Source organism: Lysinibacillus sp. TE18511, from assembly GCF_054062295.1.
In genome coordinates this window covers 62,369-87,847 of record NZ_JBSSFD010000015.1, presented here as the reverse complement: position 1 = coordinate 87,847, position 25,479 = coordinate 62,369, and the positions used below count along the sequence as shown (strand labels likewise).

Annotated in this window: 24 protein-coding genes; 23 read left to right on the top strand and 1 reads right to left on the bottom strand. The window is 37.9% G+C overall.

What is annotated here, in order from left to right:
* The first annotated feature begins 199 nt into the window (after window positions 1–199).
* The 16 genes from ACVWXS_RS13045 (at window position 200) to ACVWXS_RS12970 (ending at window position 16,581) form a co-directional block, all read left to right on the top strand.
* Window positions 200–2,101 carry an AraC family transcriptional regulator gene (locus ACVWXS_RS13045; protein ID WP_456958501.1) on the top strand — a complete coding sequence of 634 codons (1,902 nt, stop codon included), beginning with the start codon at window positions 200–202 and terminating at the stop codon, window positions 2,099–2,101.
* Between the two features lie 87 nt (window positions 2,102–2,188).
* The gene (locus ACVWXS_RS13040) at window positions 2,189–3,913 is read left to right on the top strand and encodes an ABC transporter ATP-binding protein (protein WP_456958500.1); all 1,725 of its coding nucleotides are present in this window, start codon (window positions 2,189–2,191) and stop codon (window positions 3,911–3,913) included.
* A gap of 36 nt (window positions 3,914–3,949) precedes the next feature.
* Window positions 3,950–4,744 (top strand): ABC transporter ATP-binding protein, encoded by a 795-nt coding sequence (locus tag ACVWXS_RS13035; RefSeq protein WP_456958499.1) that lies wholly within the window; start codon window positions 3,950–3,952, stop codon window positions 4,742–4,744.
* A gap of 44 nt (window positions 4,745–4,788) precedes the next feature.
* On the top strand, window positions 4,789–5,841 hold the full coding sequence (locus tag ACVWXS_RS13030; RefSeq protein ID WP_456958498.1) for a FecCD family ABC transporter permease: 1,053 nt from the start codon (window positions 4,789–4,791) through the stop codon (window positions 5,839–5,841).
* The gene (locus ACVWXS_RS13025) at window positions 5,838–6,872 is read left to right on the top strand and encodes a FecCD family ABC transporter permease (protein ID WP_456958497.1); all 1,035 of its coding nucleotides are present in this window, start codon (window positions 5,838–5,840) and stop codon (window positions 6,870–6,872) included. The genes ACVWXS_RS13030 and ACVWXS_RS13025 overlap by 4 nt, the downstream gene beginning before the upstream one ends.
* Before the next feature lie 59 nt (window positions 6,873–6,931).
* Window positions 6,932–7,885 (top strand): ABC transporter substrate-binding protein, encoded by a 954-nt coding sequence (locus ACVWXS_RS13020; RefSeq protein ID WP_456958496.1) that lies wholly within the window; start codon window positions 6,932–6,934, stop codon window positions 7,883–7,885.
* Between the two features lie 41 nt (window positions 7,886–7,926).
* Window positions 7,927–8,976 carry an NAD(P)/FAD-dependent oxidoreductase gene (locus ACVWXS_RS13015; protein ID WP_456958495.1) on the top strand — a complete coding sequence of 350 codons (1,050 nt, stop codon included), beginning with the start codon at window positions 7,927–7,929 and terminating at the stop codon, window positions 8,974–8,976.
* Window positions 8,977–9,147: 171 nt separating this feature from the next.
* Window positions 9,148–9,351 (top strand): 50S ribosomal protein L31, encoded by a 204-nt coding sequence (gene rpmE, locus ACVWXS_RS13010; RefSeq protein ID WP_068986673.1) that lies wholly within the window; start codon window positions 9,148–9,150, stop codon window positions 9,349–9,351.
* 125 nt (window positions 9,352–9,476) lie between these two features.
* Window positions 9,477–10,049 carry a thymidine kinase gene (locus tag ACVWXS_RS13005; RefSeq protein WP_368636164.1) on the top strand — a complete coding sequence of 191 codons (573 nt, stop codon included), beginning with the start codon at window positions 9,477–9,479 and terminating at the stop codon, window positions 10,047–10,049.
* A gap of 229 nt (window positions 10,050–10,278) precedes the next feature.
* Window positions 10,279–11,355, top strand: coding sequence for a peptide chain release factor 1 (gene prfA / locus ACVWXS_RS13000; RefSeq protein WP_068986671.1), 1,077 nt, complete (start codon window positions 10,279–10,281; stop codon window positions 11,353–11,355).
* Entirely contained in the window at window positions 11,342–12,202 is an 861-nt protein-coding gene (gene prmC / locus ACVWXS_RS12995; RefSeq protein ID WP_456958494.1) for a peptide chain release factor N(5)-glutamine methyltransferase, read from the top strand. Before prfA ends, prmC begins: the two co-directional genes overlap by 14 nt.
* A gap of 44 nt (window positions 12,203–12,246) precedes the next feature.
* A complete protein-coding gene (locus tag ACVWXS_RS12990) occupies window positions 12,247–12,837 on the top strand; it encodes a stage II sporulation protein R (RefSeq protein WP_427418761.1) in 591 nt (196 codons plus the stop codon).
* Window positions 12,838–12,937: 100 nt separating this feature from the next.
* Complete coding sequence (locus tag ACVWXS_RS12985) at window positions 12,938–13,972, top strand: L-threonylcarbamoyladenylate synthase (RefSeq protein ID WP_456958493.1); 1,035 nt, start codon at window positions 12,938–12,940, stop codon at window positions 13,970–13,972.
* Window positions 13,973–14,326: 354 nt separating this feature from the next.
* Window positions 14,327–14,824 (top strand): manganese efflux pump MntP, encoded by a 498-nt coding sequence (locus tag ACVWXS_RS12980; protein WP_374963898.1) that lies wholly within the window; start codon window positions 14,327–14,329, stop codon window positions 14,822–14,824.
* 24 nt (window positions 14,825–14,848) lie between these two features.
* Window positions 14,849–15,289, top strand: coding sequence for a low molecular weight protein arginine phosphatase (locus ACVWXS_RS12975; RefSeq protein ID WP_456958492.1), 441 nt, complete (start codon window positions 14,849–14,851; stop codon window positions 15,287–15,289).
* An 8-nt stretch (window positions 15,290–15,297) separates the two neighbouring features.
* Window positions 15,298–16,581 carry a methyl-accepting chemotaxis protein gene (locus tag ACVWXS_RS12970; RefSeq protein WP_423490775.1) on the top strand — a complete coding sequence of 428 codons (1,284 nt, stop codon included), beginning with the start codon at window positions 15,298–15,300 and terminating at the stop codon, window positions 16,579–16,581.
* Window positions 16,582–16,757: 176 nt separating this feature from the next.
* Here the strand turns inward: ACVWXS_RS12970 and ACVWXS_RS12965 are convergent, their stop codons facing one another.
* Entirely contained in the window at window positions 16,758–17,501 is a 744-nt protein-coding gene (locus tag ACVWXS_RS12965) for a hypothetical protein (protein ID WP_456958491.1), read from the bottom strand.
* A gap of 561 nt (window positions 17,502–18,062) precedes the next feature.
* Between ACVWXS_RS12965 and rpiB the strand changes: the two genes are divergently transcribed.
* The 7 genes from rpiB to wecB all read left to right on the top strand — a co-directional run bounded on the left by rpiB (window position 18,063) and on the right by wecB (window position 25,250).
* Window positions 18,063–18,500: a ribose 5-phosphate isomerase B gene (gene rpiB / locus ACVWXS_RS12960; RefSeq protein ID WP_402983265.1), complete on the top strand. Its 438-nt coding sequence runs from the start codon at window positions 18,063–18,065 to the stop codon at window positions 18,498–18,500.
* Window positions 18,501–18,592: 92 nt separating this feature from the next.
* Window positions 18,593–19,135: a TIGR01440 family protein gene (locus ACVWXS_RS12955; protein WP_368636171.1), complete on the top strand. Its 543-nt coding sequence runs from the start codon at window positions 18,593–18,595 to the stop codon at window positions 19,133–19,135.
* 60 nt (window positions 19,136–19,195) lie between these two features.
* A complete protein-coding gene (glyA, locus tag ACVWXS_RS12950; RefSeq protein ID WP_368636172.1) occupies window positions 19,196–20,437 on the top strand; it encodes a serine hydroxymethyltransferase in 1,242 nt (413 codons plus the stop codon).
* A gap of 289 nt (window positions 20,438–20,726) precedes the next feature.
* Entirely contained in the window at window positions 20,727–22,886 is a 2,160-nt protein-coding gene (locus ACVWXS_RS12945; protein WP_456958490.1) for an EAL domain-containing protein, read from the top strand.
* 126 nt (window positions 22,887–23,012) lie between these two features.
* A complete protein-coding gene (gene upp / locus ACVWXS_RS12940; RefSeq protein ID WP_068986233.1) occupies window positions 23,013–23,642 on the top strand; it encodes a uracil phosphoribosyltransferase in 630 nt (209 codons plus the stop codon).
* Between the two features lie 91 nt (window positions 23,643–23,733).
* Window positions 23,734–23,949, top strand: coding sequence for a hypothetical protein (locus ACVWXS_RS12935; protein WP_456958489.1), 216 nt, complete (start codon window positions 23,734–23,736; stop codon window positions 23,947–23,949).
* A gap of 179 nt (window positions 23,950–24,128) precedes the next feature.
* On the top strand, window positions 24,129–25,250 hold the full coding sequence (gene wecB, locus ACVWXS_RS12930; RefSeq protein WP_456958488.1) for a non-hydrolyzing UDP-N-acetylglucosamine 2-epimerase: 1,122 nt from the start codon (window positions 24,129–24,131) through the stop codon (window positions 25,248–25,250).
* Window positions 25,251–25,479: the final 229 nt, after the last annotated feature.

Below are 25,479 nucleotides of genomic sequence, written 5' to 3'. Positions count from 1 at the left end.
AATGCTGAGATTGTTCCGATAAAATGAGGTAATGTTCCGACAAATGCTGAAATTGTTCCGATAAAACGAAAGAAGGCAGAGAATAAGCTTCGACAATTCTCTATAGGTTAGAATTAACTATTTAACAACGATGATATTGATTATCATTATCATTACCAATATAATGGTAACATATAATCTTATTTTTAAGGAGACGGAAATGAATTATGATGCCTATATGCTTCTATGGCAAAATGCATATATCCAGTTGAAGCAGATTGATTATGTCAGTAATACCAATGTACGAATGACAAAGGTTGTAAAAAATAGCGCATTCCTTGTCATGACAGCAGGAGATGCAGAAATTGTCATAAATGAGCAACCTTATCATGTGCAACGCTTTAGTATTTTTCATATTGGAAAGTCTCAATCTCTCCATATTACCGCAGAAAAAAGCATTAGCTACTTCCTCATTTTCTATAAAGGGGATGTCATGTACAAAGATGCTTTTATGCAACATTTACAGATGCAATATCAGCCGTTCCAAACAACTTTCTCCTGTGTACCGGCAAATCCAATTGCTATTCATACAGTTCTGCAAAATATGTACCACAAATGGCAGTCAGGCTCTATTCAAGGGCATTTATCAGTGAAAGCATCTTTTTATGAGCTCGTCTATCGTATTTTTCAAGAACTAGCTGAAGGGCAAGGGAAGCCACATGACATGGATAAGGCAGAAGTAGCGAGACTATACATAGAACAACACATTCATGAGCCTTTATCTATACAGGTACTTGCCGATTTACTTAACATTAGCACACGTCATTTATTACGTATTTTTAAGGCTCGTTTTGAAGTAGGTCCACAAATTTATTTACAGCAACTGAGAATAGAAAAGGCAAAGCAATATTTAGTAGCAAATCAATATGGCATAAAAGAAATAGCTATTTCACTTGGTTTTGAAGATGAATATTATTTTAGTCGGGCTTTTAAAAAGGCAACAAATATGGCCCCAAGTAATTTTAGGCTGAAATATGCATCTTACTTGTCCGAAATTGCCATTACAAATGAGAATCATTTTCAATACAATGAGAATCAGCTCGCGCAAGCAAAACGATTTGAGAATGGAGAAAATGTGATCATGATGAAAAAAATGATTCAGCATATAAAGATGCCTTTTTTGCTAAGTTTGTTAGTTTTACTGACAGCATGTAGTGAAGGCAATAATGAAATAACGACTAACAAAGATACGGTAGCTAATTCATCAGAGACAAGAACTGTTACAGATGATAGTGGGCGAGAGGTAGAGATTCCAATAAAAGCAGAGAGAATCGTGACAGATTGGTATCTTGGTCAGATTTTAGCATTAGATGTTGTTCCAGTAGGAGGCGTGACAGCTAATTTAGACTATGCAGCCTTTTTAAAGCAGTACTACAAAGATGGAGAAATTACGAACATCGGAACTGATGGTAACGTGTCGTTAGAGAAGATTTTAGAGTTAAAACCAGACTTAATCATTACATGGAATAAAGAAGATGTAGAAAAATATGAAAAAATAGCACCGACAATCGTATTTTCTGAAAGTGCCCATAAATCAGCGACTGATGAGATTAAGGCAATGGGTGAATATTTAGGTAGACAGGAAGAAGCAAGCGCATTTGTTAAAGACTTTGAGAATCGCGTAGCTCAAGCACAAGAAAAAATAAATAATGCTATCCCAGAAGGAAGCACTTTTACGATTTTTGATGTATTTGAAAAGAATGCAACGGTTGTTGGGAATTCAAGTGTGTCAGGAGGTAGAGCGCTCTATCAAATTCTTGGTATGAAGCCCCAAGAAAAAGTGCAAGAGCTCTATGATACAAAAGAAGATTCTGGTGGTCGTTATGACGTTTCCTATGAAGTAGTAGGAGACTATGTTGGGGACTATGTTTTTGTTACTAATTTCTTTAATAAAGAAGGGAAATTCCCTTCAACTTGGACAAATCTAGATGTTGTAAAAAATAATAAAACAATCGATTTAGAACCAGAATATTATTTTGCCTCTGATCCGCTCTCTGGATTACATCAAGCTGAAGATATGGCTGACAAAATAGTAGAGTTCACGGAGGCTCAGAAAAATTAACAACAGAAATGTGAGCTACCTGTGAATGATCAGGTAGCTTATTTACTAAAACACAATGAATGATATTGATAATAGGAGGCTTCCTCAATGTTATTACAGCGTTTTTTTTCATATTACAAACCCTATAAAGGATTATTTATATTGGATTTTTCCTGTGCCATACTAGCAGCCCTTATCGAACTAGCATTTCCCATCGTTTTAAATAAGGTGATTGATGATATTCTTCCAAACGGTGAACTGAAGTGGATTATTATGGCGAGTTTATTGCTACTAATGCTATACATCGTCAATTCCATTTTTGATTTTATCGTTTCGTATTGGGGACATATGCTTGGCATTAATATTGAGACGGATATGAGAAGAGAAGCATTTAGTCACGTTCAAAAGCTTTCGTTTCGTTATTTCGATAACAACAAAACAGGGCATCTAGTATCCCGATTAACAAACGATTTAATGGATATTGGCGAGCTTGCACATCATGGTCCTGAAGATATGTTTATTGCCGCCATGACAATTGTAGGTACATTCGGTGTTATGTTCTACATTGATCCAACCTTTACAATACTAATTTTCCTACTAGTACCAATCATCTTAATGTTAACGATTATTTTTGGAAAGTTAATGTCCAAAGCATTCCGTCAAATGTTTGGGGATATTGCGGATTTTAATGCACGAGTTGAAAACAATGTGAGTGGTATTCGTGTTGTCCAAGCTTTTACGAATGAAGAACATGAGATTAAACGTTTCAAAGTAAACAATGAAAGATTTCGAATGACAAAGCTCTTTTCTTATAAAGTAATGGCTTGGAATGAAGCAATTTCGGGTATTCTCACAAAAGTTTTAACATTATTTACAATATTTGTTGGGTCATATTTCGTTTTAAAGGATCATTTAACAAATGGTGAATTCATCGCATTTATTTTATTATCAGGTATTCTCTTAAACCCCATTAATAAAATTAATATGTTTATTGAAAGTTATCCGAAAGGAATGGCAGGGTTTAGAAGATACATTGAATTTCTTGAAACAGCACCTGAAATTGCAGATCGTCCAGAGGTAAAAGCGATCGATGAAATTGACGGGGAAATTACATTTAATGATGTATCGTTTGGTTACGCTGAAAATAATCGTGCCTTACATCATATTAATTTAAAGGTACGCCCTGGTGAAACAGTTGCACTAGTGGGTCCATCAGGTGCAGGGAAATCTACCATCTGTAGTTTATTACCACGTTTTTATGAAGTAAATGAAGGTTCAATTAAAATTGATGGCATGGATATACGAGATTTTAAGCTGCAATCTTTACGTTCGCATATAGGGATTGTGCAACAGGATGTCTTTTTATTTGATGGCACAATTCGAGAAAACATTGCTTATGGTGATTTAAACGCAAGTGAGGAAGATATTTGGTATGCTGCACAGCGAGCGCAGCTTACAGATGTCATTAAAGCTCTTCCAGAGGGAATGGATACATTAATCGGCGAACGTGGTGTGAAATTATCAGGCGGGCAGAAGCAAAGATTATCGATCGCACGTATCTTCTTGAAAAATCCTAAAATATTGATTTTGGATGAGGCAACATCCGCATTGGATACAGAAACCGAGCAGGCAATTCAGCAAGCTTTAAACGAGCTTGCGGTAGGACGCACAACAGTAGTGATTGCACACCGTTTAGCAACGATAAAGGATGCCGATCGAATTGTCGTTGTGTCGAAAAAAGGCATTATTGAAGAAGGTACGCATCAACAATTAATGGATAGAAGAAATGCTTATTACGGTTTGTACACAGCGCAATTCGGCTTACAAATCTAAGGAGTAAATTGACATAAAAAAGAAAGGAAGTTTTATATGTCTGTACTTGAGATAGATCGTGTGGCAATTGGTTACTCCTCGACGCTCATTGTAAATGATTTAAGTGTAGAAATTCCAAAAGGACAAATCTCAACGATTATTGGTCCAAACGGCTGTGGCAAATCTACCTTATTAAAGGCCGTTGCACGTGTACTACGAACACAAGATGGAACAGTTTATTTAGATGGAAAAGCAATTCATCAGTTGAAGACAAAAGAAATCGCGAAAAGAATGGCTATTTTACCTCAAACAGCAACTGCACCAGAAGGATTAACGGTTTTTGAACTAGTATCCTATGGGCGTTTTCCGCATCAAGTAGGGTTCGGTACATTGCGCAAGGAAGACTATGAATATATTCATTGGGCAATTGATGTTACAGGACTTAGAGAGTTTAGTGACCGTCCAATTGAGGCCCTATCAGGTGGTCAACGTCAAAGAGTATGGATTGCCATGGCTTTAGCTCAGGGGACAGATATTCTAGTCCTTGATGAACCTACTACTTATTTAGATTTAGCGCACCAGTTAGATATTTTATTACTGTTACAAAAGCTAAATAAAGAGCAAGGACGAACAATTGTGATGGTATTACACGATTTGAACCACGCATCTCGTTTCTCTCACTTTATGATGGCTATGAGAGATGGACAATTAATCGTGAATGGACAGCCAAATGAAGTGATGACAAATGAAAATTTACAAAAGGTTTTCAATATTGATGCAGAGATGGCCGTCTGCCCATATAGTAAAAATCCAATTTGCTTATCTTACCAACTGTACGACATGAAAGAATAACGTTTTGTAGAAAAATGAAATTGTAAGTAATAAGGAGGAACTATATGACTACGTCGACAGGAGTAGGAGGGCTCAGAGATTTAGATGAACTACAGAAACGATCTCATCCAGTCCGTGGTGTAGTAGCTTTAATCGTTGGGGTAATAGGGTTGATACTTTCGATCGGTTTTTCCATTTCACTTGGTGCGGCAGATATTTCATTAAGGACTGTATGGACAGCTATTATTCATTTTTCACCAGATTTAACAACGCATCAAATCATACATGATATTCGATTACCACGAGTGCTAGGTGCAGCATTAGTAGGTGCATGCTTTGCAGTCGCAGGTGCGATTATGCAAGGTATGACACGCAATCCATTAGCCGATTCAGGATTATTAGGATTAAATTCTGGAGCCGCATTTATGCTAGCAATATGCTTTGCATTTTTTCCAGATTTATCGTATATGTATATGATTTTATGGTCATTTGTTGGGGCAGGTCTAGGTGTTGCGATTGTTTATGGAGTAGGGTCGCTGTCAAAAGGTGGTCTAACACCAATGCGACTAGTATTGGCGGGGGCTGCTGTAAGTGCGCTATTAGGAGCGTTAGGGGAAGGGGTTGCCCTTTACTATCGTATTGGACAGGACTTAGCATTTTGGTATGCAGGTGGCGTTTCAGGTACAAAATGGTATCATCTTCAAATATTATCACCATGGATCCTTGCGGCAATGATTGGTGCTCTTATTTTATCACGTTCAATTACATTACTAAGCTTAGGAGAAGAAATTGCCATAGGACTAGGTCAACGTACGAATGTAGTGAAAATATGGGGGATTATAATTGTTTTAGTTTTAGCAGGGGCGGCTGTATCAGTTGTAGGAGCAGTCGGGTTTGTCGGGTTAATCGTTCCACATTTAACGAGATACATAGTTGTACATGATTATCGTTGGATCATTTCCTGTTCATTCATATATGGAGCATTACTTGTGGTGTTGGCTGACCTTGTTGCACGGATGATTAACCCACCTTATGAAACACCCATTGGTGCGTTAATTGCCTTTATCGGAGTTCCATTCTTCCTATATTTAGCCCGTAAAGGAGGAAAAGAACTGTGAGCAATAGCTTCTTAACACCAACTCAACAAAAATCCAAAAAGAAAAATTACCTAATTATGGGTACACTAACTTTACTTATAGTCATCACATTTGTCATTAGTATGAATACAGGAGTTATAAAGCTGACACCAATAGAGGTTTTGCGAACGATCTTTGGTCAAGGGGATGCTCAACAGCAACTTATTTTATTTGAATTTCGGCTACCACGTATTGTTCTCGCTGTGTTAGTGGGAATGGGATTGGCGATTTCAGGGGCTATTTTACAAGGCATTTCTAAAAATGCTCTAGCTGACCCAGGCATTTTAGGAATTAATGCTGGAGCTGGATTTGCAGTTATGCTGTATATTTCATTTTTTCCATCTACTAAAGCAGTACCTGTATACTTACTGCCAGCGTTAGCATTTGTAGGATCAGGAATAACAGCTATATTAATTTATACACTTTCTTATCGTCGTCATGAAGGAATTACACCAATGCGCTTACTATTAACAGGAATTGCTGTGGCAGCGGGCATTAGCTCAGCAATGATTGTCCTGACACTGCGTTTATCACCTGAAAATTATCAATTCGTTGCAACGTGGTTAGCGGGGAGTATTTGGGGATCAAATTGGAGATTTGTAGTATCCTTATTGCCCTGGTTATTAATCTTACTGCCATTTGTGTATTCAAAGTCACGCGTATTAAATGTTTTAAATTTAGGAGAAATAACAGCAGTCGGATTAGGGGCTTCCATTGAAAGGGAACGACGTTGGCTTCTAGCAGCATCTGTAGGACTAGCTGGAGCAAGTGTGTCAGTTAGTGGTGGTATAGGATTTGTTGGACTAATTGCACCACATTTGGCACGGCAGCTCGTTGGGGCCAAGCATCAGTTTTTACTGCCGACAACAGCACTCTTAGGAGGCTTATTAGTGTTAATGGCTGATACAATCGGTCGTTCTATTTTCGAGCCATCAGAAATTCCAGCAGGGATTGTTGTAGCTATTTTAGGAGCACCATATTTCTTATATTTACTAGCACGATTAAAGGAATAAAAGGGAGTATTTTTTAATTTTCAATTGAGAATGAATATTATTATCAAGGGTGATGAATAATGAAAAAACGAACTATATTTTTAATGATAGTAGTAATTATGCTTGTCGGATGTAGTAGCAATGATGAGAACTCTGAGGATCATAAAGTAAACAGTACGACTAAAGAGGAAACAGAAGCTACGACAAAAAAGATATCCACTATTAATGGAGAAATTGAAATTCCTACAAAAGTTGAGCGACTTGTAGTGGATGCATATTTGCCAACTTCATTACTATTAGGGGTAAAGCCAGTCGGTGCGACACAACAAGATTTAGAAAATGTCCACATTCAAGATCAAATTGATGATATAGAAAATACGGGGGAAAGTGCAATTGAATCTATTTTAGCGTTGAAGCCAGATTTAATTATTACAGCTCAAGCGGATGCAGAATCGTATGAAAAATTATCAAAAATAGCGCCAACGGTTGTTTTGCCGTATGAAACCTACCGTAGTGTGGAAGAAGAAGTAAGAGGGATTGCTGAAATATTAGGAAAACAAGCAGAAGGAGAAGCTTGGCTGAAAATGTTTGCAGAGAAAGTATCAGAAAATCGTGAAAAGCTAGCAGAAGTTTTAGATCCAAATGAAACATTTTCTATCTTTGGGGCATACAGCAAAGATTTTTATTTATACGGTGATGGTATTTATCGCGGTGGGCAGGCTATTTATAAGCAATTGCAACTAAAAGCACCCCAAAATATTCAAAAGGAGTTAATTGAAACGGGGGAAACGTTCAAGCAAGTTTCTTATGAAGTACTGCCTGAATATGCGGGAGACTATATTTTCTTAGATGAATCCAATGGTGCTGAATTAAACAGAGAAGATTCTCTGTGGAAGTCAATGGATGCAGTAAAAAATAACAATGTATTTTATTTAGATGCTAAAAGATTTTGGCCGTTTGACCCGATTGCTGTACTTGCACAAGTAGAAGAAGTGACAAATATGTTGTTAGAAAAGAAAAAGAATGAAAAATAAATGATCGTATATGAGAAAAGATGAAATGAGGAATTTCGAATATGACATTAGAAATGTATGATGTAACGATTATTGGTGGAGGACCTGCAGGACTTTATACGGCCTTTTATAGTGGGATGCGCGATTTAAAGACAAAAATTATAGAATATAGCGCTCAACTTGGTGGTCGCATGTTAATTTATCCAGAAAAAATGATTTGGGATGTTGGCGGTGTAACACCCATTTTAGGTGGTCAATTAATTGAACAGCTTATTCAACAAGCCAAAACATTTGATCCGACTATTGTCTTAAATCAAAAGGTTGAGAAATTAGAAAAGCAGAGCGATGGTACATTTATTTTAACGTCCTCAACAGGCGAGAAGCATTATTCAAAAACGGTCATTTTAGCAGTCGGATACGGTGTGCTTTCTATGCAAAAGCTAGAAATAGAAGGTGCGGACCGCTATGAAGTTACAAACTTACATTACACAGTACAAGAGTTAGAGATTTTCCGTAATAAACACGTTCTAATTTCTGGTGGTGGTAATTCTGCAGTTGATTGGGCAAATGAGCTAGAGCCAATTGCAGCTAGTGTGACAATTGTTCATCGTCGTAATGACTTTGGTGGTCACGAAAAAAATGTATTAAAAATGTGTGAATCCTCTGTATGTGTAAAAACACCTTATGAAGTGGAGCAACTACATGGTGACAGTAAATTGATACAATCTGTTTCAATAATAAATAAAGAAACAGCAGAAAGTGAGCGTGTGCATGTAGATGCGGTTATCGTAAATCATGGATTAAAATGTGATTATGGGGCACTTGAAAAATGGGGATTACAACTACAAGATGGTGTGGCGATCGTCAATGAAAAACGAGAAACAAATATAGAAGGTGTATATGGAGCGGGAGATTTCATTGATCATCCGAGTAAGGTACGATTAATAGCTGGTGCATTTACGGATGGTATTTTAGCATTGAATAGTGCAAAACTTTACATAGAGCCAGATGCACCGAAAGTAGCGTACGTGTCCTCCCACAACATTCGATTCAAAGAAAGAAATAAAAAAAATGGATTAGTGGATCATGACTATCGTGAGGTGCGTGGTTAACTAGTACTAAAAGGGAATTATAAATATTTTCTCTTGAAATAAACAAAATAACTATGCTATACTTCAAAAGTATGCAACGTGTACATATGTAGCTGACATATTCGAGCTATGTAAGGTACAGTTCGATATTACTCTGTTCCAGATGGTTCAGGGCGAGAGGAGAAAACGAATATGAAACAAGGAATTCATCCAGACTACAAAGTAGCAACAGTAACTTGCTCTTGTGGTAACACTTTCCAAACTGGTTCAGTAAAAGAAAACATCGTTGTCGAGTTCTGCAACGAATGTCACCCATTCTATACTGGACGTCAAAAATTCGCGTCTAATGATGGTCGCGTGGATCGTTTCAACAAAAAATACGGTCTTAAAAACTAATGTTAGTTTAATACCTGCCAAGCATGTGCTTGGCAGGTATTTTTTTCAGTATATCAAAATAATAAGATCACGTTGATGCAAGTCTTTTCAAAATCCAGATTGACAAAAAGAAAGGGAGAAGACACATGGCACAGCTATATTTTAAGCATGGCGCAATGAATAGTGGTAAATCCATAGAAATTCTAAAAGTTGCGCATAACTATGAAGAACAACAAAAACCTGTAATGATGTTTACACCAGGCATAGATACGCGAGATGAAGTAGGCTTTATCTCAAGTCGAGTAGGCTTACGTCAACAAGCCATTCCTGTTAATGATGATACAAATATTTTTGAGCTAGTAAAAAACAATGCTGTAAAACCATATTGTGTACTTGTTGATGAAGTACAATTTCTAAAAAAAGAGCATGTTTTGCAGTTAGCATATATCGTAGATGAGTTAGATATTCCGGTCATGGGCTTCGGTCTAAAAAACGATTTCCAAAATGAGTTATTTGAAGGCAGTCAGTACATGCTTACATATGCAGATAAAATTGAGGAAATGAAAACAATTTGCTGGTTCTGTCAAAAAAAAGCGACAATGAATTTACGTGTTGATGAAGGTGGAAAACCTGTTTATACAGGAGATCAAATTCAAATTGGAGGAAATGATTCCTACTATCCAGTTTGTCGAAAGTGTCACGCGCATCCGCCACTATAACGCTACGAAAAAACAATGATTATTCTTGTTTTGCCTAGAAACTGGCTTAGTTGATAGAGCTAAGAAAAAGTAGCATACAAGTGAAATTTTCCTTATACTAAGTAGTGGAAATAAAGAATGTTCATAAGCAACCATTACGCCTTAGCGTGATGCTAATGTAGAGTTTCTCTTTTCAAGTTAGGATGCTAAAAGAGGAAACGTTTTAAAAAACTAAATAGAGGTGAAATCCATGTTTGATCGATTACAAGCAGTGGAGGATCGTTACGAAAGACTAACAGAGCTTTTAAGTGATCCTGATATTGTGAATGACAATAAAAAATTACGTGAATATTCCAAGGAACAATCAGATATCCAGGAAACTGTAGATGCTTATCGTGAATATAAAAGTGTAAAAGAACAATTAGTTGATACACGTGAGATGCTAGATAGTGAAAAAGATCCTGATATGCACGAAATGGTAAAAGAAGAATTCAATATGCTGAAAGATCAGCAAGAAGAGTTAGAAGAACGTTTACGTATTCTATTAATTCCAAAAGATCCTAATGATAATAAAAACGTTATTATGGAGATTCGTGGTGCAGCTGGTGGAGACGAGGCGAATATTTTTGCTGGAGATTTGTTCCGTATGTACTCTCGTTATGCGGAGACACAAGGCTGGAAAATTGACATAATGGAAGCGACGCCAAACCCAATGGGCGGCTATAAAGAAGTTATTTTTATGATTAATGGTCAAGGTGCATATTCTAAATTCAAGTTTGAAAATGGTGCACACCGTGTACAACGTGTACCTGCAACGGAGTCTCAAGGGCGTATTCATACGTCGACATCGACAGTAGCCTGCTTACCTGAAGTGGAAGAAGTAGATGTTGAAATCCATGAGAAAGATATCCGTGTTGATACATTTGCATCTTCTGGTGCAGGTGGTCAATCGGTAAATACAACGATGTCAGCTGTGCGTATGACCCACTTACCAACAGGTGTTGTTGTATCGATGCAGGATGAACGTTCGCAAATTAAAAACCGTGAAAAGGCGATGAAAATTCTACGTGCTCGTGTTGCTGATAAATATATGCAAGAAGCACAAAAAGAAATCGATGCTACACGTAAATCAGCTGTAGGTTCAGGCGATCGCTCTGAGCGAATTCGCACATACAATTATCCACAAAACCGTGTAACAGACCACCGTATTGGTTTAACGATTCAAAAGCTAGACCAAATCGTCGAAGGTAGACTTGACGAAATCATTGATGCACTCATTTTAGAAGAGCAAGCATCAAAGTTAGAGCGATTAAATGATGACCTATAATAATGTAATGGAGGCCCTTCAATGGGCTTCTTCTTTTTTAGTGGATCATGGTTGTGAGGAAACAGCAGCCCGCATTGTCATGCAGCATGTACTTGGCACAAGTTATTCAGAAGTGATGTTGCATTTACCGGACGTATTAACAGCTGAACAAAAAGATCGATTTAAAGAATTAATCGAAGAGCATGCGAGTGGACGACCTGTACAGTATTGCGTTGGCAGTGAAGAATTTTATGGTCGTTCATTTATTGTCGATGAGTCAGTGCTTATTCCAAGACCTGAGACAGAGGAATTAGTGCTTGGAACAATCAATCGTATGAACAAAATGTTTCATCATAGCGCATTGAAGCTTGCAGATATCGGAACTGGTAGTGGTGCAATTGCCATTTCTATGAAGTTAGAATGTCCAGAGCTAACAGTCGTAGCCACTGATTTATCTGAAGCTGCTTTAACTACAGCACAAAACAATGCCCAAAGATTAGCGGCGGATATTGATTTTCGATTAGGCGATTTAACGGCTCCTCTTGTAGGTGAAAAATTCGATATTGTGTTATCTAATCCGCCTTATATTGCTTTTGATGAAGCGAAAGAGATGTCTAGTACTGTTTTAGAGCATGAACCACATAGTGCTCTTTTTGCAGAAGAAGACGGACTTATTTTATATAGAAAATTGGCTGAGCAGCTACCAGCCCTTATGAATAAACCAGCCCTCATTGGCCTTGAAATCGGTTATACACAAGGGGAGCAGGTGGCTCAATTCTTTAAAAATAGTTTTCCACAAGCTACAGTTTCGATAGAAAAAGATATTAATGGTAAGCCACGAATGATTTTTTGTGAAATTCATGTATAAAGTATCTACTTCTTGCCAACAATGTTGAGCAAGGAGGGATTTTTATGTTAAACGAATACAAGATTATTAGATTACCTAAACAAAATATTTTTCTAGCTTTTGCAAGACTAGTATTAGTTGCGATTGCTTTACAATTATGTATTTTATATATTCCATCATTAGTAGGTTTTGCGAAAGAAGCTACGGATTATGAGCAAGAAAATGATTTTCGTATACGTGTTATTGCCAATAGTAATACGACACAGGATCAGCTTGAAAAGGAGCAGCTTGTCAAAGATTTAAAGCCGTATTTTAAGCAAGTTGTAGCTAGTGCTGAAGCAGGAATTGTGGATAACGAGCAAATTATTTCATTAAAACAAGAAATCGAAGCAGAAATAAAAGAAAATTATCCACAACTTGATACACAGATTGTAATTGGGGATAACTTATTTCCACCAAAGAGACAAAACGCTGTGCTTTATCCACAAAATATGTATCATTCTATTGTCGTGAAAATCGGCGATGCACGCGGTGATAACTGGTGGTGTAGCATATTCCCATCAGTTTGTGAGCCCGATAAAGAAGAACAAACAGAAGAAGAGGAAGAACAAGTTACATTCTTTATATGGGAATGGATTAAAGGTTTTTTTGAATGAATTGTGCACGAATTCAGATAACTTATACACAATTTTTGATAAGTTATAAACATTATGTGGATAATTCAGTAAAATCAAAAATTGAAGGAAGGTTTTAATCATGGAAACCGTTTGCAAGATTGTGGATAGTAATGTGAATAGTCAGACAAATTATACACAGGCTGTGGATATCTTAAATGCGGGTGAGGTTGTGGCATTTCCAACAGAAACGGTTTATGGCTTAGGGGCTGTTGCCACAAATGACATAGCAGTAAAAAAGATATTTGAAGCAAAAGGTCGTCCTTCAGACAATCCACTAATTGTCCACATTGGCACGAAAGAGGAAGTTGAACTCTATATAGAACATATTTCTGAAGTAGCCAAAAAATGCATGGATTTATTTTGGCCAGGTCCACTGACACTTGTTATGCCTGTAAAACCAAATGTACTGGCAAACAGTGTGACAGCTGGGCTAAAGACTGTCGGCATCCGCATGCCAGATCATCCAGTTGCACTCGCATTACTTCAACAATTAAAAAAGCCACTTGCTGCGCCGAGTGCGAATCGTAGTGGAAAGCCAAGTCCTACAGAAGCAATCCATGTTCAAGATGATTTGGAAGGGTACATACCATATATTTTAGATGGAGGTTCTACTGGAATTGGATTGGAATCCACAGTGTTAGATGTTACACACGAACCTCCAGTTATTTTGCGTCCAGGTGGAATCACAAAGGAAATGCTAGAGGCTAAGATTGGTCCTGTTCTTCAGCCGACAAAAATAGAACAAAAACTAGAGGCTACTCCAAAAGCTCCTGGTATGAAATATACACACTATGCTCCAAACGCCCCTGTACGATTAATTGAATGCGAGTTGCAAAAAGTGAATGAGGCTGTACATCAATTGCAAACACAAGGGCATAAAGTAGCACTACTTGCACCAGCTAGTTTTGTTAACATCGAGGCTGATTTTTATTTTTCGATAGGAGAAGCTGGTAGTAAAGAAGAGATGGGGGCGGCATTGTACCATGCATTAAGAGCCTGCGATAAAACAGCGGCTACAATTATCTTAGCGACCACAACATCGACTGACGGGGTAGGGGCTGCAATTATGAATCGACTTGAAAAAGCTGCCGGCGGTAAATGGTATACTCCGTAAAAAAAGCAATCTTTCTATAATAAAGGTTCATCACCAAAAGCTGTGGATGACATTTGCGCCCTGTCGGAACGGAAATCAACCACACGTTATCGTGATGAGCCATAATAATTGAAATAAAGTATGCTAGAAAGTTACTTCTGGCATGCTTTTTTTTATTATGAAGATAAAAATCTGCTTAGACGCTTGTTTTCACGCCATAGTGGTGGAAAGCGTAGCGAATTTTTACTATAACGGAAGATGGTTGCTAGTGTTGATGGGACTTTTAACACCTTGTTTCTAAGAAAAAAGGATTATGATAATACTGCATTTTCGAGCATAAAATGATAAAATATTAGGGAGTGAAGGAGTGCTTTCTTGCAGGGAATTCTTGCAGGTATTATAACGTCTGTAGATGTGATTGGTTTATATGTATTAATACCAAATGTTAGATATCGATTATTTTTATCAGTGTGGACAGCTGCTCTGCATATGCTTTTTCCGTTAGTAGGCTTCGAAATAGGAAGCTATTTAGTTCGTTTCCTATTAGAATGGGGGCAATGGATTTCAAGTATTTTATTATTTTGTATTGGCTTACATATACTATTATTCTCACAGAAAGAGGAAAAAGTAACGATTTCACCAATACTTTTAGCTGTGACTGCAAGCCTAGACACCTTTTCAGTAAGTATTTCTTTTGGTATGCTACATTTGGAGAAAACATTATTTATTATTAGTGCAGGTGTAAGTGCTCTTATTTGCTCTTATGGGTCATTGGTAATTGCACGTAGAAGTCAGGTCTTATTTGGGGATAAATTACAAAGAATTACAGGAATTATTTTAATTATTATGAGTTTTTTAGCTTTCTTGCAATAGAGAAAACAATGGAGGGTGATAAGTGTGAAAATACTATTTGTTTGTACCGGGAATACTTGTCGCAGTCCGATGGCAGAAGTTATTTTAAAACATCAACAAATTGGCCATATTGAAGTCCGTTCAGCAGGTATTTATGCCATGCCTAATGCTCAGATGTCGGCACATGCGCAACAAGTATTAAATGAAGCAAATATGACACATCAGCATTTAGCAACACAATTATCTAAAATTGAAATGGAATGGGCTGATTTAATTTTAACAATGACAACTGCCCATAAAGATACAATCATCGCTAATTATCCTCATGCAGAACAAAAAGTTTTTACTTTAAAAGAGTATACAAGCGAAGGTAGCATAGGAAATGTTGTAGATCCTTACGGTGGTAGTAAAGAAATTTATGAAATAACATTTGCAGAATTGAAAGAATTGGTAGAACGATTAGTAAAAAAACTTGAAGAGAATTGAGGAGCTCTATGAAAAAACAGTTTGGCTTACGACTTAAACTAGTATTATTTGTCAGTATTCTAGCACTAATCACATACAGTATCAGTTTTATATTTATCGAATATTTACAACCTACCTTCTTCCCAGAAAGCAATCGTAAACTGTTTGAAATTATTACGTACCTGTTAGGGATTACGTGGTCAGGTATTTTGGCTGCGGTTTTCTGTGTAATTTTAATTAAACCTTTACAGCAGCTTGAAAATTCTGCTTCCCGTGTAGCGGATGGGAAAATTGGACAAGATGTAGAAATGCCGAATACAAGTGATGAGATTCGTTCTGTTGCAGAGGCATTCCAGCAAATGGTGTTAAATTTACGACAAATGGTGGAAAGTATAGACCAGAACTTCCAACAAACAAATCAATCGATTATCCACCTATCTGATGAAGCGGCTGTTGCAACGAAAAAGGCAGAGCGTATTTCCTTTACCGTTAAGCAGATTTCAACAGGTGCAGAGGCTTCTGCTACAGCAGTACAAGACACAGCTGAAGCGATTGAAGATGTACGAGCTCTCGCTACAGAAGTGAATAGTAGAGCTGAGGCATCAGCAACGCAATCCAAAGAGATTCTACATAATTTAACGACAACTACTAAAGCGATCGAAACGTTAGTGAATAGTATTCAACAAATTGCGGCTGGCAATAATGAAGCATTAGAGAGCATTCGTTTATTAGAAGATAATGCTGGACAAGTAGAGCGCATCATTGGCTTAGTTGGCGATATTGCAGCACAAACAAATTTACTAGCTTTAAATGCTTCGATTGAGGCAGCGCGTGCTGGAGAACATGGAAAAGGCTTTGCTGTAGTAGCTGAAGAGGTTCGTAGTTTGGCTGATGAGAGTGCTAAAGCGGTGCAAGGTATTACGTCTCTTATTCAATCTATGCAAGGAAACGTTGGGGTTGTTGTAAAACAAATGAATCAGCAAGTGGCATTTGCGACAAAGGAAGCTGCACGTGTATCAGAAACGACGACAGCGGTAGAAGGCATGTCCTCAAGTGTACATGAAATGGCAAGTGCAATTGTGGAAATCTCTTCACTGATTGAACAACAAATGCATAATATTGAAACAACTGCGCGTCAATCTCAAGAAGTTGCAGCTATTGCTCAAGAAACGTCAGCAGGTGCACAAGAGGTCAGCAGTGCAACGGAAGAACAGGCATATGCCATTGAGCAAGTAGAGCAATTAGCAGAAAGCTTGAAAAAACAATCAGCAGAGCTATATAAAATGATTCAACAATTTGATAGACAAGCATAGCTGTCATTTTAGACTGTAGACAAACTCGGATGTTAACTGAGTTTGCTACAGTTTTTTTATATTTCATATTAAATTTAAAGCGACGGATAGAATCAAGGAAGTGATGGAAAAAAGAGCCAAAGTGGCGGATAAAATCAGAGCGACGGAAAGAAGAGTAAAAGTCGTGGATAGAAACGTCAAAATGATGGATAGAAGAGCCGAAGCGACGGAAAGAAGAAGCCAAGCGACGGAAAGAAGAGTCCAAACGACGGATAGAACCAACGAAGCGACGGAAAGAAGAGTCCAAACGACGGATAGAACCAACGAAGTGACGGAAAGAAGAAGCCAAGCGACCGATAGTCAACGAAGCGACGGAAAGAAGAGTCCAAACGACGGATAGAACCAACGAAGCGACGGAAAGAAGAAGCTAAGCGACGGATAGTCAACGAAGTGACGGAAAGAAGAGTCCAAACGACGGATAGAACCAACGAAGCGACGGAAAGAAGAAGCCAAACGACGGATAGCCAACGAAGCGACGGAAAGAAGAGTCCGAACGACGGAAAGAAGAAGCCAAACGACGGATAGCCAACGAAGCGACGGAAAGAAGAGTCCGAACGACGGATAGAACCAACGAAGCGACGGAAAGAAGAAGCCAAACGACGGATAGCCAACGAAGCGACGGAAAGAAGAGTCCGAACTACGGATAGAACCAACGAAGCGACGGAAAGAAGAAGCCAAACGATGGATAGCCAACGAAGCGACGGAAAGAAGAGTCCAAACGATGGATAGCTACGAAGCGACGGAAAGAAGAGTCCGAACGACGGATAGAACCAACGAAGCGACGGAAAGAAGAAGCCAAACGACGGATAGCCAACGAAGCGGCGGAAAGAAGAAGCCGAACGACGGATAGAACCAACGAAGCGACGGAAAGAAGAAGCCAAGCGCCGGATAGTCAACGAAGCGACGGAAAGAAGAGTCCAAACGACGGATAGAACCAACAAAGCGACGGAAAGAAGCGTCCAAACGACGGATAGCCAACGAAACGACGGAAAGAAGAGTCCAAACGACGGATAGAACCAACAAAGCGACGGAAAGAAGAGTCCAAACGACGGATAGAACCAACGAAGCGACGAATAGCACCATCAAACCGAGGAAGCTTTATATTGTGCCGTACCCAACATTGGATGTAAAGTCACCCTGTATCACTAACCGCTGGTAATACCTAGAAAAAATATTGATATAGTATGTCCACTGTAATTGAAAAGGTAAAAAAACTTCAGAAGATGGAATATTACAACAAAATACTGTTATCCGAATTTATCAACATGATATTCACATTATCCACAATAAAACGAACATAAAAGTGAATGATTTTATAGTATATTACAAGAAATGTTCGTCTTTTAGGAGAAATCAGCATAAAAATGCAAGAAAAATCATGTTATTCTTGAGGGAGAAGTGGTACACTAGTGTTGACTATAATTTCGAAATGAGGGAACCCAGTGAGAATAGCAATTTCTTCTGATCACGGAGGCAATAATTTACGTCGTGAGATTATGCAACTGTTAGATGAGCTAAATATTAGCTACGAAGATTTTGGTCCACAATCTGCGGATTCAGTAGACTATCCTGATTATGCAAAACCAGTTTCTGAAGGTGTTGCTAGCGGGGAATTTGATAAAGGTATTTTAATTTGTGGTACAGGCATTGGTATGTCCATTGCTGCAAATAAAGTTAAAGGCATTCGTTGTGCTTTAGTGCATGATGTATTTAGCGCAAAGGCAACACGTTGCCACAATGATTCAAATATTTTAGCGATGGGTGAGCGTGTAGTTGGGCCAGGCCTTGCGCTAGAAATCGTTAAAGCATGGCTTGAAACAGATTTTGAAGGTGGTCGTCATACACGCCGCATAGAAAAAATCGCTGAGCTTGAGCAATAAGTTAAGCAAGTAAAGCTATTACACATTTAAAAAGTTCCGTGAGCTTTTTAAATGTAGGGTATAAATATTAATAAATTAAGGGGCTGAGCATCGTGGTTGTACAACAAATACGAACACATTTGACTCAGTTACTCAGTGAATTTGAAGAGCAGGTAACCTTACGACCAAATACAATTTTTGTCGTAGGCTGCTCAACATCTGAAGTGATTGGTCAGAAAATTGGCACAGCAGGAGCAATTGAAACAGCAGAGGCGATTTTCGAGCCGCTACAGGCATTTGCAAAGAAACATCAGCTGCATCTAGCGTTTCAAGGCTGTGAGCATATTAATCGTGCTATTACAATGGAAGCAACAACCGCAGAACAATTTGGCTACGAACCAGTAACGGTTGTACCAGTTCGTACTGCAGGTGGCTCGATGTCCGCTTATGCGTTTACACAATTTACAAATCCAATTGTTGTAGAAGCTGTGCAGGCGAATGCAGGCATTGACATTGGTCAAACACTCATTGGCATGCATTTAAAGGCAGTAGCTGTTCCAGTTCGTACTTCTGTGCGAATGGTAGGAGAAGCAGTTGTAACGATTGCAACAACACGTCCAAAGCTAATTGGCGGAGAACGTGCAGTATATAAATAAAATTACCTCTGAAATCAGTGGTATACAAATAATGATTATACTTAGGAGGCTTTTTCAAACATGGCATACGAAAAATTAGCAGTACAAGACAAAGCAGTATTAGATGGAATTCTTGCGGAAAAAAAACGTCAACAAGCAAATATCGAGTTAATCGCATCAGAAAACTTTGTATCTGAAGCAGTAATGGAAGCACAAGGTTCTGTTTTGACAAATAAATATGCTGAAGGTTATCCAGGTAAACGCTACTATGGCGGTTGTGAACACGTAGATGTTGTGGAAGATATTGCACGTGATCGTGTGAAAGAAATCTTTGGTGCAGAATACGCGAACGTTCAACCACACTCTGGTGCACAAGCGAACATGGCTGTATACCACACAATTTTAGAACCAGGTGATACAGTTCTTGGTATGAATCTTTCTCATGGCGGTCACTTAACACATGGATCTCCAGTAAACTTCTCGGGTGTTCTTTATAATTTCGTTGAATATGGCGTAACGAAAGATACACAAGTAATCGATTATGAAGATGTACGCCAAAAAGCATTAGAGCATAAACCAAAACTAATTGTTGCAGGTGCATCTGCATACCCACGTGAAATCGATTTTGCTAAATTCCGTGAAATCGCTGATGAAGTAGGCGCATATTTCATGGTGGATATGGCGCACATTGCAGGTCTTGTAGCTGCTGGAGAACATCAATCACCGGTGCCATACGCTGATTTTGTCACTTCTACAACACACAAAACATTACGTGGTCCACGTGGTGGTTTAATCCTTGCTTCGAAAGAATGGGAGCAAAAGCTTAATAAATCTGTATTCCCAGGTATCCAAGGCGGACCATTAATGCACGTGATCGCTGCCAAAGCTGTAGCATTCGGTGAAACATTACAACCAGAATTCAAAGAATATGCAAAACAAATTAAAGCGAATGCAAAAGCTTTAGCCGAAGTGTTAATTGCAGAAGGTGTTGAAATTGTATCTGGTGGTACGGATAACCACTTGTTACTTCTTAATGTGAAATCTCTTGGTTTAACAGGTAAAGTGGCAGAACACGCACTTGATGAAGTAGGTATTACAACAAATAAAAATACAATTCCTTACGATACAGAATCTCCATTCGTAACTTCTGGTATCCGCATTGGTACACCAGCTGTCACATCTCGTGGCTTCAAAGAAGAGGACATGAAAGAAGTTGGTGCAATTATTGCAACAGTTCTTAAAAATCCGGAAGATGAAGCAGTCAAAGCTGAAGCGAAAGCTCGTGTCATAGCATTAACTGACAAACATCCATTATACGCATAATTTAATATAAAAGGCTGTGGTTAAAGTGTAATATATCACCTTAACCACAGCCTTTTTATTTTGGAAAGGAAGTTAAAACTGTAAAAAGCATCTTTTCTGCTAACATAAAAATAATTTACTCTTATTTTTGAATTAATTTACATAAACATAGTAGAAAAGGATATATTATAGTGGATTAAGGACAGGTAATGTCCTGATAAAGAAGAAATTTTCGGGAAAGTGACAATTTATCGAATTTTTTATGTACAATGTAAGAGAGATTTGAAGTGATAAAGGGAGGAGGGGTTGGATGGTTACTAAAACGAAGGTTATAGAAAATGAAGTGCTATTAAATACAATTCGTAGATTAGGTAATAATTCTAAGGAAAGGTATGTAATTTTTGATGCAACAAATAATCATTGCGTATTGGAATGTAATGATTCTTTTTGTGTGCTTACAAATACTACACGTCCGCAAATAATAAATACCGATTATTTTTCATTGCTGTCAAACGAAAAACAGATGACAACTATTGAAATGATTAAACAAAAAATACATAGCGGAGTTATGGTACAGGCTAAATTGCACCATAAATGCTTCGATAAACCTCCTTTTTTAGCAGAGATACAAGCACTGCCGTTTCAAAATAATAACAATGAAACATTATTTGTATTAGTACTTGTGAAGGATGTGACATATTATCACACCAAGGAATTTTTAATGCGCCTTGAGAAAGCAATGTATGAAGCGATTGAAAAGGACAATTCCTTTGATAAAAAAATGAGCATTATTTGCAAAGGCTTAGATGAATTTTTTATGCCGTATATATCAAGTATGATTCTTGTCAAAACAGAAACAAATCAATTGCAAATTTTTAAAGGGGATCATAAAACAAAAGGTATTTCGGAGCGTTGTGAAAACAATGGATTTTATAAGGAAATCATGAAAGGGAAGACATCCATTCTAGTTAAAAGCCTGGATGAAATTGATATTCCGAAAGAACATAAAATGTTTGCCTGTTCTTCTAAAAAGCAATTTGGATGGTTTATGCCCATACACAATCAACAACAGCAAGCAATTGGATTGTTTGCGATATTTTTAAAGCAACATCATAGTGATCAAGCGTTTTTTGAAAAAATGTTTCGAAAAATTGGGACACTTGTTGCATTGGCATACTCGTATGCAAAAACGCAGAAAAAGATATGGGATTTAGCCTATATCGATATTACAACGGGGTTACCCAATCGACATAGTTTTTTAAATAAGATAGAAAAAGAGAAAGAATACGGTCAAAATGGCAATATCAAAATCGTAAAGCCAAGTGAATTTCATCAAATCGTCGAGTTGTATGGCCGTGAAGCGGGAGACGAGCTTTTAAGACAAATTGCGAAACGTCTAGATGAACAGAGGCATGAACATCACGAATATATTGCTAGATTTACTAGCACTAGTTTAATTATTTCAAACGCGACATCCAATGAGAACTTCTTAACTTATGAAAGGCGTATAAAAGAGATCATTCGTCAGCCTTTTATAATAGGAGGAAAGCAAATTTATATTACATTGAAAACTGGAATCGCTTCTTATAATGAAGAGATACAAATTACTGATGCGATACGCTTTGCAGATAATGCTGTATCCTTTGCAGCGAATAAACCAGGCACTCATATGGAAATATTCACGCAAGAAAGAAATGATGTGCTTGAGGAGCAAATGATGGTGTTGAATCATTTGTCAGAAGCATTAAAAAATAAAGAAATCACTGTGAACTTACAACCTAAAGTGGATTTGCGAACAGGTGACATTCAAAGTCTCGAAGCGCTTGCCCGCTGGATATCACCGAAACTGGGCTTTGTATCTCCGACGATTTTTATTCCAGTGGCGGAAAGTGCAGGGAAGGTTCGAGAAATCGATATTCAAATATTAGAGCTTGTTCTTGCATGGTTAGCTGAACGCAAAAGTTTAGGAAAAAAACTAGTAAAAGTCGCAGTGAATATTTCACCGGATCATTTTTATTATGAACATTTTGTACAGGATACAGTACAGCTAGTTCAGAAATATAATATCGATCCGCAATATATCATATTAGAAGTAACTGAAAATATTGGTCTCGTTGATTTTCAAACAGCTTTTGCGATTATTCAGGAATTAAAGAGCTACGGCTTTAAAACTTCAGTGGACGACTTTGGGACGGGCTTTTCATCCTTAAGTTATTTACAAAGACTGCCGTTTACGGAATTGAAAATAGATCGAAGCTTTATTAATGCTATTAGTGATGCTGCGACGCTCGCTATTGTCCAATCTATTATTCAATTAGCGTTAAATCTAGGAATGACTTCAGTTGCAGAAGGCATTGAAAATAAAGAACAGGCTGAGATTTTACGTACACTCGGCTGTACAGTCGGACAGGGATATTTCTATTACAAACCGATGACAATAGAACAGTTAGATGCAGTACTTGATAAATAATCGCTCTTATATGTAGTAAACATTCTTGAAAAGGAGTTGTCCCAAATTTATTTTTGAGACGACTCCTATTTTCTGTTATACTAGGTGAGATAAAAATGAAATCCGAACGGTTAGGAGCGATTCCCTTTGAGCAAAGTATACGTATTTGATCATCCACTAATCCAACACAAGTTAACTTATATTCGAGATAAGAATACAGGCACAAAAGAATTCCGTGAGCTAGTAGACGAAGTTGCAACATTAATGGCATTCGAAATTACACGCGATATGCCAGTAGAGGAAATTGAAGTTGAAACACCTGTTACAGTTGCTAAAACAAAAGTACTTTCTGGTAAAAAACTTGCGATTGTCCCGATTTTACGTGCAGGTATCGGCATGGTAGATGGCGTATTAAAGCTAATTCCAGCTGCAAAAGTTGGTCATATCGGTCTTTATCGTGATCCAGAAACATTAAAACCTGTAGAGTACTATGCAAAACTTCCTGCAGATGTAGAAGAACGTGATTTCATCATTGTAGACCCAATGCTTGCAACGGGTGGATCAGCAGTGGAAGCGATCAACTCACTGAAAAAACGTGGTGCGAAAAGCATTAAATTCATGTGCTTAATCGCTGCGCCAGAGGGTGTAAAAGTCATTCAAGATGAACATCCAGATGTAGATATTTATATTGCTGCACTTGATGAAAAATTAGATGACCACGGCTATATTGTACCTGGTTTAGGTGATGCAGGAGATCGTCTATTCGGTACGAAATAATACTGAGTAAATTGCTACGGTCATAACAAGGTTCACTACTGAAATTTAGGGATGACATTTTGTTAAAATATATGTCATTTTGATAAGTTGATTGGAGTGGAGACTGGGCGACTCCTCGGGGATTAGCGTCACAGATGAGACCCTGGAGCGAGCAACGCGAGTGAAGCGGCTCATCGGACGCCCCCAGGAAGCTCTGCGCGAAAGCGAAGCGTCAGCGGCAAATGTTTTATCTGTGCGAAAGCGAAGCGGCAGCAACAAAGCGCCCAGTCGGAACGGAAATCAACTCCACGTTATGGAGATGAACTAATTTAGTATGTAATTTTTAGGCAACTTATAACTTTTGAAAGCGTCCTTCAATATTGAAGGACGTTTCCTAGTATGTTTAGGCGATACTTCTCTTGAAGTCTGATGCTTGCCTCATCTGGAGCAGTTCAATAGAAGTAAAGCACTTTTCATATAATATAATAAAGGACGGTGCAAATCGTTTTGATGAAAAAATGGAAAGTAATGACGATTTTCGGTACGAGACCAGAAGCTATTAAAATGGCTCCGCTTGTATTGGAATTACAAAAGCATCCTGAGCAAATAGAATCGATTGTTACGGTAACAGCCCAACATCGCCAAATGCTCGATCAAGTATTAGAAACATTTAAAATCACACCAGATTATGATTTAAATATTATGAAAGATCGTCAAACATTAATTGACGTGGCAACGAATGCGTTACAAGGCTTAGACAAAGTCATGAAAGAAGCAAAGCCAGATATTGTTTTAGTACATGGCGATACAGCAACAACTTTCATTGCAAGCTTAACTGCATTTTATAACCAAATTGCTATCGGACATGTAGAAGCGGGTCTTCGTACATGGAATAAGTATTCACCATACCCAGAGGAAATGAACCGCCAGTTAACAGGTGTCATGGCTGACCTTCATTTCGCGCCGACAGAAGTGTCAAAGAAAAATCTTTTAGATGAAAATAAAAACCCTGAAACTATTTTTGTGACGGGTAATACAGCTATCGACGCATTAGCTACTACAGTAAGTGAACATTATTCACATCCTGTCCTAGAAAAAATAGGTTCAGATCGTATGATTTTATTAACAGCGCATCGTCGTGAAAATCTAGGTGAACCAATGCGTCATATGTTCCGTGCAATTACTAGAATATTAGCAGAGCATGAGGATGTACAAGTTGTTTATCCAGTGCATATGAACCCAGCTGTACGAGAAATTGCTAATGAAATTTTAGGAGATCACAAGCGTGTACATTTAATCGAACCTCTTGAAGTCTTTGATTTCCATAACTTTGCGGCAAATTCCTATATGATTTTAACTGACTCTGGTGGCGTCCAAGAAGAAGCTCCTTCGTTAGGTAAACCAGTTCTAGTACTGAGAGACACAACGGAGCGTCCAGAAGGTATCGCGGCAGGGACATTAAAGTTAGCCGGAACGGAAGAAGAAACAATCTATTCTTTAGCAAAACAATTAATAGAAGATACAAATGCCTACGAAGCAATGGCGAAAGCATCAAATCCTTACGGAGATGGACATGCTTCAGAGCGTATTGTAAAGACTCTTCTAGAATTTTTACTAAAAGTCAAGTAATCTACTATGTTTGAAACTGAAAAATAAGTCTAATGTACCTGTTTTGACGGGTAAGCTAATTTACGAGCATAAACGTGTCGTAAATTAGCTTTTTTTTGCATAATTGTGAAGTCTAATTTAGAAACTATGAAATTTCATACACAAATTTGTCAACAATTTGACAAGAATATAGTGGCTGTGAAGTTTTTCTCCTTTACTAATTGACTTCAAATATCTCCTATTGTATGCT

Bases quoted from the DNA above. Each gene is read 5' to 3' on its own strand.
- ACVWXS_RS13045 (WP_456958501.1), top strand. From the start codon at position 200: ATGAATTATGATGCCTATATGCTTCTATGGCAAAATGCATATATCCAG.
- ACVWXS_RS13040 (WP_456958500.1), top strand. From the start codon at position 2,189: ATGTTATTACAGCGTTTTTTTTCATATTACAAACCCTATAAAGGATTA.
- ACVWXS_RS13035 (WP_456958499.1), top strand. From the start codon at position 3,950: ATGTCTGTACTTGAGATAGATCGTGTGGCAATTGGTTACTCCTCGACG.
- ACVWXS_RS13030 (WP_456958498.1), top strand. From the start codon at position 4,789: ATGACTACGTCGACAGGAGTAGGAGGGCTCAGAGATTTAGATGAACTA.
- ACVWXS_RS13020 (WP_456958496.1), top strand. From the start codon at position 6,932: ATGAAAAAACGAACTATATTTTTAATGATAGTAGTAATTATGCTTGTC.
- ACVWXS_RS13015 (WP_456958495.1), top strand. From the start codon at position 7,927: ATGACATTAGAAATGTATGATGTAACGATTATTGGTGGAGGACCTGCA.
- rpmE (WP_068986673.1), top strand. From the start codon at position 9,148: ATGAAACAAGGAATTCATCCAGACTACAAAGTAGCAACAGTAACTTGC.
- ACVWXS_RS13005 (WP_368636164.1), top strand. From the start codon at position 9,477: ATGGCACAGCTATATTTTAAGCATGGCGCAATGAATAGTGGTAAATCC.
- prfA (WP_068986671.1), top strand. From the start codon at position 10,279: ATGTTTGATCGATTACAAGCAGTGGAGGATCGTTACGAAAGACTAACA.
- prmC (WP_456958494.1), top strand. From the start codon at position 11,342: ATGATGACCTATAATAATGTAATGGAGGCCCTTCAATGGGCTTCTTCT.
- ACVWXS_RS12990 (WP_427418761.1), top strand. From the start codon at position 12,247: ATGTTAAACGAATACAAGATTATTAGATTACCTAAACAAAATATTTTT.
- ACVWXS_RS12985 (WP_456958493.1), top strand. From the start codon at position 12,938: ATGGAAACCGTTTGCAAGATTGTGGATAGTAATGTGAATAGTCAGACA.
- ACVWXS_RS12970 (WP_423490775.1), top strand. From the start codon at position 15,298: ATGAAAAAACAGTTTGGCTTACGACTTAAACTAGTATTATTTGTCAGT.
- glyA (WP_368636172.1), top strand. From the start codon at position 19,196: ATGGCATACGAAAAATTAGCAGTACAAGACAAAGCAGTATTAGATGGA.
- ACVWXS_RS12945 (WP_456958490.1), top strand. From the start codon at position 20,727: ATGGTTACTAAAACGAAGGTTATAGAAAATGAAGTGCTATTAAATACA.